Raw genomic sequence first — 13,708 nt, 5'->3', positions numbered from 1 at the left:
GGTCCGCCCCGGCGACCAGGACGACTACCGGCGCCTGCTGGACACCGGCACCGCGCCCGGCACCGTCGTCCACCTGTGGGGGCTGGACAGCGTCCTGGCGGACCCGGCGCACACCCGGGAGACCGGTTTCGACGCCATGCGGGCGCTGACGGCCGCACTCGGCGACCGCGGCCTGACGGTGTCCCTGCTGGTGGTCACCGACTCGGCGCGCGCCGTACGCGACGAGGACCGGCCGGTCCCCGAACGCGCCACCGTGTTCGGTCCCTGCCTGGTGGCCCCCCAGGAATACCCCTCGCTCCAGGTCCGCACGGTGGACGTGGCCCTGCCGGACGACACCCCGGAAGCCGTCGCCGCCGCGCTGCACGCCGAACTCGGCGCCGGGGACCGGACCGTCGCCCTGCGCACGGGCACCCGGCTGGCCCTGGACCACACGCCCGCCGACCAGGCGGACGCCCCCGGGCCGGTCCTGCCGCGCCGGGGCGGGGTCTGCGTGATCACCGGTGGCCTCGGGCCGGTGGGCCTGCTGCTGGCGGAACACCTCGGCAGGACCCACGGCGTGAAGCTGGTGCTCACCGCGCGGACCGCCCTGCCGCCCCGCGCGGAGTGGGACCAGGTCACCGACCCGGCCCTGCGGGCCCGGATCGACGGTCTGCTGCGCCTTGAGGAGCTGGGGGTGGCGGCCGAGGCGGTCGCCGCCGACGTCACCGACGAACAGCGGCTGCGCGAGCTGCTCACCGGCCTGGTCGAGCGCCACGGCCGGCTGGACGGCGTGCTGCACCTGGCCGCCGTCACCGACCCGATGACGCTGAGCCCGCTGTCCGGACTGGGCGCGCGGGAACGTGACGCGCACTTCCACGCCAAGACCGACGGCGCGCTGGTGCTGGAACGCGTCCTCAGCGGCCTGCCCGTCGGCTTCTGCCTGCTGTTCTCCTCCATGTCCGCCGTGCTCGGCGGCATCGGCTTCGGCAGCTACGCCGCGGCCAACTCCTTCCTGGACGCCCTCGTCCACCGCCACCGCGACGACGACACCCGCTGGCTGGCCGTCAACTGGGACACCTGGCCCTCCACCGCCGCCGCGCTCACCGAAGCGGCACCCTACGGCGGGGCGCTGGCCCGGTACTCCCTGTCGGAGCGGACCGCGCTGGAGGCGCTCGACGCGATCCTGGGCCGCCCGCTGCCGCGCACCGTCGTCTGCGCCGGGGACCTGCCCGCGCGGCTGGAGGAGTGGGTGGAGCGGCGCACCGCCCCCGAACCCGTCCGCCCGGCCCTGAAGCGCTTCCCCCGGCCGGAGCTGGCCCAGGGCTACGTCCCGCCGGCCGGTGACACCCAGCGCCGGCTCGCCGAGCTGTGGGGCGAACTGCTCGGCGTCGACGGGGTCGGCGCACGCGACAACTTCACCGAACTCGGCGGCACCTCGCTGATGGTGCTCCAGCTCGTCAAGCGCGTCCGGGAGGAGTTCGGCGCCGCCCTCTCCCCGGTGTCCATGTTCGAGGCCCCCACCGTGCACGCCATGGCGCGGCTCATCGACGGGGCGGACGAACCGGCCGGGCCGGACCACAGCCGCCCCGGCCGGCGCTCCGCGCCCGCCGCCGCACCAAAGACCGCGGGCCCGGCGCCGATCGCGATCGTCGGCCTGACCGGCCGGTTCCCCGGGGCGAGCGACATCGACGCCTTCTGGCGCAACCTCCGCGACGGGGTGGAGGCCGTCAGCTGGTTCTCCGAGGAGGAACTCCTCGCCTCCGGTCTGACGCCCGAGCGGATCGCCGATCCGGACTACGTGCCCGCCCGTCCGGTCCTCGACGACATCCGCTCCTTCGACGCGGGCTTCTTCGGCTACAGCCCGCGCGACGCCTCCCGCACCGACCCCCAGCACCGGCTCTTCCTGGAGTGCTGCTGGGAGGCGCTGGAGAGCGGAGGCTACGGCTCGCCCCGCGGCCGCGGCCGGGTGGGCGTGTTCGCCGGCGCCAACTTCAGCACCTATCTCATGCTCCAGGCCGGCGGCCTGGCCGACGCCGGGGAGGCGGACGTCTACGGAGCCGTCATCGGCAACGACAAGGACTCCCTGGCCACCGACGTGTCCTACCGGCTGGGGCTGACCGGCCCGAGCATGTCGGTGCAGACGTTCTGTTCCACCGCCCTGGTCGCCGTGCACCTGGCCGCGCAGAGCCTGCGCACCGGCGAATGCGAGATGGCCCTGGCGGGCGGCGTCGGCATCCACGTACCCGACCGGGTGGGACACCAGTACCTCCCCGGCGGCATGGAGTCGCCCGACGGGCGGGTCCGCGCCTTCGACGCGGAAGCCCGGGGCACCCTCTTCGGCGACGGTGTCGGCGTCCTGCTGCTCAAACGGCTCGACGACGCCCTCGCCGACGGCGACACGGTCCACGCGGTCATCCGCGGCTCCGCGGTCAACAACGACGGCTCGCTCAAGGCCGGTTACACCGCGCCCAGCGTCGTCGGGCAGGCCGCCGTGGTGTCCGCCGCGATGGCCTCCGCGGGCGTCACCCCCGAGGACATCGGCTACGTGGAGGCGCACGGCACCGGAACGCCGCTCGGCGACCCCATCGAGATCGCCGCCCTGACCCGGGCCTTCGGCGACACCGGGCGCAGGCAGTACTGCCCCATCGGCTCGGTCAAGACCAACATCGGCCACCTGGGCGCGGCGGCCGGGGCGAGCGGCCTGATCAAGACCGTGCTGGCGCTGAAGCGGCGGACGATCCCGCCGAGCCTGAACTTCCACCGGCCCAACCCCGATATCGACTTCGCGGGCAGCCCGTTCTACGTCAACGTGGCACCGACGCCCTGGCGGGTGGACGAGGGCCGCACGCGCATCGCGGGCGTCAACTCGCTCGGCATGGGCGGGACCAACGTCCACGTCGTGGTCGAGGAGGCGCCCGAGCCGGCGCCGGCGGCCGAGCCGGGGCAGCAGGGCACCGGCCGCCGGTACGAGCTGTACCCGGTGTCCGCCCGCGGCGAGACGGCCGCGGACCAGGCCGTCACCCGGCTGCGCGCGCACCTGCGGGCGGCGGACCCGGCTCCGCGCCCGCTGGACGTGGCCTTCACGCTGCAGGCCGGCCGCGAACGGTTCGAGCACCGCAGGGTCGTGGTCACCGACTCGCTGGACGCTCTGCGCGACCCGGCGGAGGGCGCGCTCGCGGGCCTGATGCGGCGGGCCGACCCCGTGCTGGACCGCCCGGTCGACTTCCTGTTCGCCGGCGTCGGCGAACAGTACCCCGGCATGATCGGCGAGCTGTACCGCCGGGAACCCCGGTTCCGGGCCACGGTGGACGAATGCGCCGCCCTCCTCGGCGATCCGCTCGGCACCGACCTGGTCCGGCTGCTGACCGCGCCGCGCCGCCGTCCGCCGGGCGCGGGCGACAGCCTGTCCGCCCTGCTCGGCCGGGACACCGGCGGCGGCACGGACCCGGCGGCCGGTGAACTCGCCCGTACCGAACTCGCCCAGCCCGCCGCGTTCGTGACCGACTACGCCCTGGCGCGGCTGGTGATGAGCTGGGGCGTGGCGCCCGCCACGATGCTGGGGTACAGCGTGGGCGAGTACGTCGCGGCCTGCCTGGCGGGGGTGCTGAGCCTGCCCGACGCGCTGGCGCTGGTCGCCTTCCGCGCCCGGCTCATCGGGCGGCTGCCGGCCGGCGCCATGCTGGCCGTGCCGCTCTCGCCCGCCGCACTGGCGAAGCGCTTCGGCGCGCCGGCCGACCAGGGCGTCGACGTCGCGGTGGTCAACGGGCCCGATATGACCGTCGTCGGCGGCGCGTGCGACGTCATCGACGACGTCGCCGCCCGGCTGGAACGCGCCGGCGTACCCGGCCGGAGGCTCGCGACCACCCACGCCTTCCACACCCGGATGCTGGAGCCGGCCGCCGGGGAACTCACCGCATGGGCCGCCGCCCACCTCACCCCGGCGGCCCCGGAGCGCCCCTACCTGTCCAACCTCACCGGTGAGCCGGTCACCCACGCCCTGGTGGCCGACCCGTCCTACTGGGCCCGGCACATGTGCTCGACCGTACGGTTCGCCGACGGGCTCGCCCGGCTGCTCGCCGACCCGGACCCGGCCCTGCTGGAGATCGGACCGGGCCAGTCCCTGGGCGCCATGGTCCGGGTCCACCCCGACTGCTCCCGCGACCGCTGGCCGCTGGTGGTGCCGACCCTGCCGTCGGCCGCCGAGGCCCGCGCGGACGACGAGGTGGTCACCGAGGCGGTGGCCCGGCTGTGGCTGGCCGGGGCCGAGGTGGACTGGGACGCCTACCAGGACGGCCGGGCCCCGCGCCGGATCCCGCTGCCCACCTATCCGTTCCAGCGGCAGGAGTACTGGCTCGCCCCGGCGCCGGCCCGCCCGGCCGCGGCGCAGGCCCCCGCGGCCGGCGCCGCGCCCACCGGGGACGTACGGCTCGACGACGTGAAACGGGCGCCCCTCCCGCTGCTGCCGGAGGAGAAGTGGCTGCACGCCCCGGTATGGCGGCAGACCGCGCCGCGCCCCGGCCTGCTGCCCGCCGGCCGCTGGCTGGTCCTCACCGACGACGGCCCCGCCGACGCGGTCTGCGCGCCCCTGGTCCGCAGGCTCACCGAGGCCGGCGGCAGCGTCGTGCTGGTCCGGCCGGCCGCCGACGGGGAGGACCTCCGGGACGCCGGGGAACCCCGGGAGCCGGCCGGGGAGTACCGGGTACGTCCCGGTGACGCCCGGCAGATCCGCGCGCTGATGCGCCGGCTGCGCGACGAGGGCGGCCTGCCCGAGCGGATCGTGCACCTGTGGCCGCTCGGCATCCCGGAGGGCCAGGGGCCCGTGCCCGGTCCGGGGGAGGTGGAACGGGCGCTGGTGTACGGCGCCGACACCCTCGTCGCGCTCGCCACCGCCGCCGCCGACGTCGGCGCCGAGAAGTGGGCGCTGGACGTCGTCGCCTGCGGCACCCGGTCGGTGACCGGCACGGAGCGGATCCGCCCCGAGCTGAGCACCGTGAGCGGGCCGGTGCGCGGCATTCCGCTGGAGTACCCGGGGGTCTCCTGCCGGCTCATCGACGTGGAGCCGGTGGCGCCCGGCGGCGCCGAGGCCCTGGCCGCCAGGATCGCGGCCGAACTCGGGGACGGCGAGCGCGAACCGGTCGTGGCGCTGCGCAACACCAGGCGCTGGCTGCCCGACTACCAGACCCTGCCGGACACCTCCCCCGCCCCGGGCGCGGACGGGGCGTGCGCACTGCGCGAGGGCGGTGTGTACCTGATCACCGGTGGCCTCGGCGGCATCGGACTGGCCATGGCGGAACGGCTCGCCCAGGACTGCGCCGGGGCCAGGCTGGTGCTGTTCGGCCGGTCCGGACTGCCGCCCCGGGACACCTGGCGGGCCGCGCTCGCCGACCCGGCGGCCGGCGAGGAGGTGCGGCGCCGCCTGGGCGGGGTGCTGCGGCTGGAGGAACTCGGCGCCGAGGTGGCCGTCGTGACCGGCGACGTGAGCGCCGCGGAGGACGCCGACCGCGCGGTGCGCACCGCCCTGGACCGGTTCGGCGCGCTGCACGGGGTGCTGCACGCGGCGGGTGTGCCCGGTATCGGGCTGATGCAGTTCAAGACCACCGCGGACATGCGCAAGGTCATGGCCCCCAAGATCGGTGGCACGCTGGCCCTGGAGCGGGCCCTGCGCGGGGTACCCCTGGACTTCCTGGTGCTGTTCTCCTCCATCACCTCGGCGACCGGCGGCGGCCCCGGGCAGGTGGACTACAGCTCCGCCAACGCCTTCCTCGACGCCTACGCCGAGGCCGCGCAGGCGTCCGGCACCCGGCGCAGGACCGTCACGATCGGCTGGGGCGAGTGGCAGTGGAACGCCTGGTCGGCCGGGCTGGCCGGATACGACGCGGAGGTCCAGGAGTTCTTCCGTACCAACCGGGAGAAGTTCGGCATCGGCTTCGACGCGGGCTGGCGGATCCTGCGCCGGGCGCTGGCCGGGGAGCAGCCCTATGTGGTGGCCAACACCCAGGACTTCTCCGACATGGAACGGCTGAGCCGGCACTTCACCGTCGCCCTGGTCGGCGGACACGGCCCGGGGCCGGAGGCGGACGCCCGGCACCCCCGGCCGGACCTGGTGACGGAGTTCGTCCCGCCGTCCGGTGAGACCCAGCGGACCATCGCCGAGGTCTGGTGCGACCTGCTGGGCCTGCGGGAGCTGGGCGCCGACGACAACTTCTTCGACCTCGGCGGCAGTTCCCTGATCGGCATGGAGGTGATGGCACGTATCCGGCGGCGGCTGGGCATCGAGGAGCTGGCCCCGCATGTGCTCTACGAGGCGCCGACCGTGGCCCGGCTGGCGAAGCTGCTGGACCCGGACCCGGCGGCCGGAGCGGGGGCCGGCGCGGCGGACACCGCCGCCGAGGACCGCGCCCGCAGCGACCGCCGGCGGCGCGGCCTCCGGCGCGCGAGGCCCCGGGAGGCCCAGGGCCCCCGCGGCCTGGGGGAACGCCAGGAGCCCCAGGAGCCCGAGGAGGTGGAGGGCGCATGAGCGAGAACGAGAACCGGCTGGCCATCGTCGGCATGGCGGGACGCTTCCCCGGCGCCCGCAGCACGGACGAGCTGTGGAGCAATCTGACCCGGGGAGTGGCCGGCATCAGGGAGATCACCCAGGAGGAACTGACCGCCGCCCGGGTCCCGTGGGCGGTGCAGGCCGACCCCCGGTACGTGCGCCGTGGCGCGCCGGTCGCGGACACGGACCTGTTCGACGCCTCGTTCTTCGGCTACAGCCCGCGCGAGGCCGAGGTGGCCGACCCGCAGCACCGGATGTTCCTGGAGTGCTGCTGGGAGGCGCTGGAAGGGGCCGGCTACCGCCCGAACGCGATGCCCGGACAGGTCGGGGTCTTCGGGGGAGTGGCCCCCAGCCAGTACGGGATGCGGCATGTGCTGGGCCGTCCGGAGGTGATGTCGACCATCACCCTGGAGCAGTACGGCATGGGCACCACCTCCGACTCGCTGTGCACGCTGGTCGCCTACAAACTCGGCCTGACCGGACCGGTGGTCGGTGTGCAGACCAACTGCTCCACCTCACTGGTCGCGGTGCATCTGGCGGCGCAGTCCCTGCTGACGTACGACTGCGACATCGCCCTGGCCGGCGGTGCGGCGATCTTCGACCCGATGCCGGTGGGCTACCGGTTCGAGGAGGGCTCGATCACCTCGCCCGACGGGGTGGTGCACAGCCTCGACGCCGACGCGGACGGCACGGTGATGGGCAACGGGGTCGGCGTGGTGGCCCTCAAGCGGCTGGCCGACGCCCGGCGGGACGGCGACCACGTCTGGGCCGTCGTCCTGGGCAGTGCGATCAACAACGACGGCGCCGCCCGCGCCGGGTTCTCCGCCCCCGGGGTGGACGGCCAGAGCGCGGTGGTCGGCTACGCGCTCGCGGTGGCGGACGTGGACCCCGGGACCGTCGGCTACGTCGAGTGCCACGCGACGGGCACCCGGCTCGGCGACTCCATCGAGCTGGCGGCCGTCGACCGGGCCTATCCCCGGGTGCCGCGGACCCCTCGGGTGCTGTCGTCCCTCAAACCGGACATAGGACATCTGGACCGGGCCTCCGGAGTGGCCGGGCTGATCAAGGCGACGCTGGCCCTGCACCACAAGGTCCTGCCGGCCACCCGGGGGTTCCGCACCGCCAACCCGGCCCTCGCCTCGGCGGGTGACCGGTTCACCGTCCTGACCGAGGACCGGCCCTGGCCGGGGGCGGCACATCCGCGCCGGGCGGGCGTCAACTCCTTCGGCGCGGGCGGCACCAACGTCCACGTCGTCCTGGAGGAGGCCCCGCCGCGGCCCGCCGGGTCCGCCGCGCCCGGCCCCCACCTGCTGGTGCTCTCGGCGCGCACCCGGTCCGCCCTGGACGCGGCGGTACGCGGGCTGCGGACACGGCTGCCCCAGGTGCTGGACGACGGCTGGGAGCCGGCCGACGTGGCGTACACCCTCCAGGCCAGCCGTACCGGGTTCCCCTACCGGATGGCAGTGGTGTGCGCCGACGCCGAGGACGCGCCGGCGGCCCTCGCCGATCCCGGCCGGGTGGCCTTCGCCGGACCGGTGACGCCGTCGGGGGCCACGCACCGGTCGTCCGATCCCCGGCTTGCCGCCGAGCACTGGCTGGAGGGCGCGGACGTCGACTGGGCGGCGTTGCACGACGGGCCCCGGCGGCGGGTGCCGCTGCCCACCTATCCGTTCGAACGGCGACGGTACTTCCTCGAACCGGCGGATCTCCCCGCGGGGCCGCCGGACGCCGCCGCGGCGGCCGTCCCGTCCGGGGCGGGCGACGGGGCGAGCGGGACGCCGGGCGCGGGAGCCGGCGGCGGCCGGATCCCGGACATGGCCGACTGGTTCTCCTGCCCCTCCTGGCGCCCCGCCCCGCTCCCGCACGGCCTGGACGCCGAAGGCATCCCGGGGCGCGGGCCGTGGTGGGTGGTGGCGGCCGGCGGGCCGGGGCTCGGCGCCGCCCGGCGGCTGGCGGAGCTGGGCGCCGAGGTGGTCCTGCTCCGCCCGGCGGGGCAGGAGGGCACCGAGCCCGCGGACACCACCGGGATCACGGTGCGCGACCTCGACCCCGGCGCGCGGACCGGCTGGGAGAGAGCCATCGCCGACTTCGGACGCCCGCGCAGCGTGGTGCACGCGCTGAGCCTGGACGCCCCCCGCGCCGGGGCGGCCGGGGCGTTCGAGGAGGCCCAGGAGCGGGGCTTCTACTCCGTGCTCGCGCTGGTCGGCGCCCTGGGCGAGGACGCCGAACCCGGCCCGGTGGACCTGCTCCTGTGCACCGACGGCGCCGCCGAGGTGACCGGCGGCGACCTCCGCAATCCGCAGCAGGCCACCCTGGCGGGCCTGCAACCGGTGATCAACCAGGAGTTCGGCGACCTCACCTGCCGGCTCCTGGACATCGGCGCCGACGGCCCGGACCGCCTCGTCGACGAACTCCTCGCCGAGGCGACCGCGGACGGTCCCGCGGACCCGGCGGCGCTGCGCTCCACCGGGCGCTGGGTGCGGTCCTTCGCCCCGGTGCGGGTCGGCCCGGTGCCGGCCGCCCGCCGGGCGGTTCCGCACCGCGCCACGGTCCTGATCACCGGCGGTCTGGGCACGGTCGGGTCCGTCCTGGCGGACCATTTCGCCGCCACCCGGTCCTGCGATCTGGTCCTGGTCACGAAGAGCCCGCTGCCGCCGGAGAGCGCGTGGCGGGAGTGGCTGGACACCCACTCCCCGGACGAGGTGACGGCCACCCGCATCCGCACCGTGCTCGGGCTGCGCGACCGGGGCGCGGCCGTGCTGGCCCTGACCGCCGATGTGGCCAGCCACCAGGACATGCGCCGGGCCCTGGACACCGCGCGGGCCCGCTTCGGCGCCATCGACGTGGTGGTCCACGGGGCCGGGGTCCAGGGCAGGGAGTACTTCGGCTTCGCCCCGAGCCTGGGGCGTGCGGTGTGCGAGGCCCACTTCCGCGCCAAGGTGACCGGCCTGCGCGTGCTGGACCAGGTGCTCCACCGGGACGAGGCCCCGGTACGGGTGACGATGTCGTCCCTGGCGGCGGTGCTGGGCGGGGTCGCGTACGGGCCCTACGCCGCGGCCAACGCCGCCATGGACGCCTACGCCCGCGTGCTCCGCCGGGGCGGACACACCGGATGGCTGCCGGTGAACTGGGACACCTGGAACCTCGGCGAGGATCCGCACGGCGACCTGGGCGTCACGATGAAGGACTACCACTACGACGCCGCCGAGGGCTGTGAGGTCCTCGAACGGTGTCTGTCGGCCGCCGCCCGGGTCCGCCAGCTCACCATCTCCACCGGCCCGCTGGAGCGGCGCTTCGACCAGTGGACGCGGCTGAACCGGACGGAGGGGCCGCCGCCGCCCCGCACCCGCTACCCACGGCCGGAACTGCCGGTCCCCTTCGAACCGCCGGCCTCCCCCGACGAGGAGGCGATCGCCGGGATCTGGACCGAGATCCTCGGCGTGGACGGCATCGGAGTGAACGACAACTTCTTCGAGCTGGGAGGTCATTCACTGGCCGCGGTCCGGATGATGGCGCGGATCCGGACCCGGTTCGGCGGCTTCCCCGCCCAGGTGCTCATCGAGAACCCGACGGTGCGGAGCTTCAGCAAGGCCCTCACCGCCGCACACCCCTGACCGCGCGGACACCGGCCCCGGCCGCCCGGCGTGGCGGGACGGGCCGGCGCGCACGGCACGGCAAGCAGACAGCCGGAGAACCCGAAAACCTGACAAGGAGTACCCCGATGACGCACGTGGGAGTCGTCGGCGCCGGAGTGATGGGCGCCGGCGTGGCACAGAACCTGGCCCAGTGCGGCCACACGGTCGCGCTGGTCGACCGTGATCCCGACGCGATCAAGCAGGCGCTGAGCGGTATCGAGACCCAGTGCAGGATGAGCCGGTTACTGGGCGGCCCCGAGATCGACGCGGAGGCGGTGATCGGCCGGATCAGCACCGACACCGATCTCCTGCTGCTCGCGGAGGCCGAGGTGGTGATCGAGAACATCACGGAGAACTGGGAGCTGAAGCGCGCCCTGTACCGGGAGATGGACCCGGTCGTCCGGCCGGACGCCGTCTTCGTCGCCAACACCTCCGCCATCCCGATCACCCGGCTGGCGTCCCTCACCAAGCGTCCCCGCCAGTTCGTGGGGGTGCACTTCATGAACCCGGTGCCCATGAAACCGGCCGTGGAGCTGATCCCCGGCCACCACACGTCCCAGGCCGCGCTGGAGCGGGTGCGGGATCTGCTGTCCTCCATGGGCAAGAAGGCCATCGACGTCAACGACGCGTGCGGTTTCGTGTCGAACCGGGTGCTCATGCTCACCGTGAACGAGGCCGCCTACCTGGTCCACGAGAACGTGGCCACCGCCGAGACCGTGGACGAGGTCTTCCGCAGCTGCTTCGGCCACCCGATGGGCCCGCTGGAGACCGCCGACCTCATCGGTGTCGACACGATCCTGTACAGCGTCGAGGTGCTGTACGAGCACTACGCGGACTCCAAGTACCGGCCCTGCCCGCTGCTCAAGCACATGACCGACGCCGGACTGCACGGCCGCAAGACGGGCGAGGGCTTCTACTCCTACGGCCCGTCCGCCACTGCCACCGGCCGGTCCGCGGCCGGCGGCGGCACCGACCGTTCCCCTTCCCACGACTGAGGAGACCCGACCATGTCCGAGGACATCCGCACCCCCATCCGTGAGTTCATCTCCGCCAAGTTCCCGCAGATCTCGCTCGACGACGACGAGGACATCTTAGCGCTGGGCTTCGTCAACTCCCTCTTCGCGATGGAACTCGTCATGTTCGTGGAGCGGACGTTCGGAGTCCGGGTGCCCAACGAGCAGCTGAAGCTGGACAACTTCCGCACCATGAACGCCATGGCGGACCTGGTGCGCGGCCTGTCCGAGAGCATGCGGCTGTCGGCCGGCTGACCGGGAGGACACCATGACCGTTCCCTTGACCGAAGCGGCCGGCGGGACCGCGGCCGATCCGGGCGGCGTCCTGGACGACGTCCGCGGCTTCGCCGAGTCCGAGATCGCGCCGCACGCCGAGGAGTGGGACCAGAACGAGCGGCTGCCGCCGAAACTGCTCACCCGGATCGGGGAACTGGGCCTGTGGGCCCCCTTCCTCCCGGCCGGCCTGGGCGGTGCGGGAATGACCTGGGCGACGCTGGGCCGGGTGCACGAGGAGATCGGGCGGGGCTGCAGTTCCGTGCGCAGCTTCCTGACCGTCCACACCATGGTGACCTGGACGGTCCAGCGCTGGGGCACCGACGGGCAGCGGGAGCGCTGGCTGCCCCGGCTGGCCACCGGTGAACTGCTCGGGGCCTTCTGCCTCACCGAGCCGGACAGCGGCAGCGACGCCTCCGCCGCGGGCACCGTGGCCGAGCGCGTCGCCTCCGGCTGGGTCATCAACGGCGAGAAGAAGTGGATGACGGCCGGGCAGGTGGCCGGACTCCTCCTGGTGTTCTGCCGGACCGAGGGGAACATGAGCGCCTTCCTGGTGCCCGCCGACACCCCCGGGGTGGAGATCACCCCCATCACCGGCGTCATGGGCACCCGGGCGAGCATGCTCGCCCGCATCGTGCTGCGCGACGTAACGGTCGGGCCGGACGCCCTGGTCGGCCCGCCGGGATGGGCGGCGGCGACCGTGATGACCGGGGCGCTGGACCTGGGCCGGTACAGCGTGGCCTGCGGATCCGTCGGGATCCTCCAGGCGTGCCTGGACGCCTGCGTGGCCTACACCTCGCGGCGTACCGTCCGCGACGGCCGGCTCAGCGAACTCCAGCTCATCCGCCGGAAGATCAGCGACATGGTGGTGAGCGGCCGGGCCGCCCGGCTGCTGTGCGCCGAGGCCGGCCGGCTGAAGGACGCCGACGACCCGGCCACGATCATGGCGACCTGGGTGGCCAAGTACCATGCCTCGACCGCGGCGAGCGCCGCCGCGAGCGACGCGGTGCAGATCCACGGGGCCAACGGCTTCAGCGCCGCGTACCCGGCCGCGCGGCTGTACCGCGACGCCAAGGTCGCCGAGGTCATCGAGGGAAGCACCGAACTACAGCAACTCACCATCGCCGAAGAGGCCTACCGGGAGGTGGCACGGTGAACACCGGCACGACCGCACGGAGCGCGCCCGGCACGAAGCCCCGACAGGGCAGGATCAAATGCGTGGTCTGGGACCTGGACAACACACTGTGGGACGGCGTCCTGCTGGAGGACGGCCAGGTGACCGTCCGCCCGGACGTCGTCGCCGAGCTCAAGCGCCTCGACGACCTGGGCATCCTGCACTCCGTCGCCAGCCGCAACGACCACGACGCCGCCATGGAGCGCCTGGCGGCGGACGGGCTGGCCGACTACTTCCTCTACCCGCAGATCAACTGGAACCCCAAGTCCCATTCGATCGAGCAGATCGCCACCTCCCTCAACATCGGCCTGGACGCCATCGCCTTCGTGGACGACCAGCCGTTCGAGCGGGCCGAGGTGGCGCACTCGCTGCCCGCGGTGCTCACGGTGGACGCCGCCGAGCTGGGTGAGGTGCTGCGGACCCCGGAGTTCCGGCCGAAGTTCGTCACCGACGAGTCCAGGCTGCGCCGCGAGATGTACCGCAGCGCGGCCCTGCGCGACCGGCTGGAGCAGGAGTACACGGGGACGAACACGGAGTTCCTCGCCTCGCTCGACATGCACTTCACGATCGCCCCCGCCGGACGGGAGGACCTCCAGCGCGCCGAGGAACTCACCGTCCGGACCAACCAGCTCAACTCCACCGGCCGGACGTACTCCTACGAGGAACTGGACGAGCTGCGCCAGTCCCCGGACCACCTGCTCCTGGTGGCGGGGCTGACCGACGCTTACGGAACCTACGGGACGATCGGCCTGGCCCTGGCCGAGCGGGGCAGACCGGCCTGGCATCTGCGGATGCTGCTGATGTCGTGCCGGGTGCTGGCCCGGGGAGTGGGCACGGTGCTGCTCAACCACGTGATGACACTGGCCCGGGACGACGGTGCCGTGCTGCGGGCGGACTTCGTGGAGACCGGCCGCAACCGGGTCATGTACGTCACCTACGCGTTCGCCGGCTTCGCCGAGGCCGAGCGGGAGGGCAACCGGCTGGTCCTGGAGTCCGATCTGCGGCAGATCCAGCCGCCGCCGGACTATCTGACGGTGACGGTCCGGCCGTGATGAACGAGCACGCCGGGCCCGCCGGCCCGCCGGGCCCGCCGCGG

The 13,708-nt window shown here is 74.3% G+C and carries 6 protein-coding genes; all 6 read left to right on the top strand.

The genetic code is table 11. The annotated features are described in order from the left end of the window. Positions 1 to 6,496: type I polyketide synthase (locus tag AXW62_RS36200; protein WP_060948141.1), on the top strand; the 6,496-nt coding region annotated here is incomplete at its 5' end. Then, positions 6,493 to 10,131: an SDR family NAD(P)-dependent oxidoreductase gene (locus AXW62_RS36195; RefSeq protein WP_060948140.1), complete on the top strand. Its 3,639-nt coding sequence runs from the start codon at positions 6,493 to 6,495 to the stop codon at positions 10,129 to 10,131. The genes AXW62_RS36200 and AXW62_RS36195, both read left to right, overlap by 4 nt. Positions 10,132 to 10,238: 107 nt before the next feature. Then, positions 10,239 to 11,147 carry a 3-hydroxyacyl-CoA dehydrogenase family protein gene (locus tag AXW62_RS36190; RefSeq protein ID WP_060948139.1) on the top strand — a complete coding sequence of 303 codons (909 nt, stop codon included), beginning with the start codon at positions 10,239 to 10,241 and terminating at the stop codon, positions 11,145 to 11,147. A gap of 12 nt (positions 11,148 to 11,159) precedes the next feature. Next, entirely contained in the window at positions 11,160 to 11,420 is a 261-nt protein-coding gene (locus AXW62_RS36185; protein ID WP_060948138.1) for an acyl carrier protein, read from the top strand. 13 nt (positions 11,421 to 11,433) lie between these two features. Then, positions 11,434 to 12,594, top strand: a complete 1,161-nt coding sequence (locus tag AXW62_RS36180) for an acyl-CoA dehydrogenase family protein (protein ID WP_079105964.1) — start codon at positions 11,434 to 11,436, stop codon at positions 12,592 to 12,594. Further along, the gene (locus AXW62_RS36175) at positions 12,591 to 13,664 is read left to right on the top strand and encodes an HAD-IIIC family phosphatase (RefSeq protein ID WP_060948137.1); all 1,074 of its coding nucleotides are present in this window, start codon (positions 12,591 to 12,593) and stop codon (positions 13,662 to 13,664) included. Before AXW62_RS36180 ends, AXW62_RS36175 begins: the two co-directional genes overlap by 4 nt. Positions 13,665 to 13,708: the final 44 nt, after the last annotated feature.

The sequence above is a fragment of the Streptomyces hygroscopicus subsp. hygroscopicus genome, from assembly GCF_001553455.1.
Lineage (GTDB): Bacteria > Actinomycetota > Actinomycetes > Streptomycetales > Streptomycetaceae > Streptomyces > Streptomyces hygroscopicus.
The sequence above is the reverse complement of the archived record's forward strand: the minus strand, read 5'-3'. Positions and strand labels throughout refer to the sequence as shown.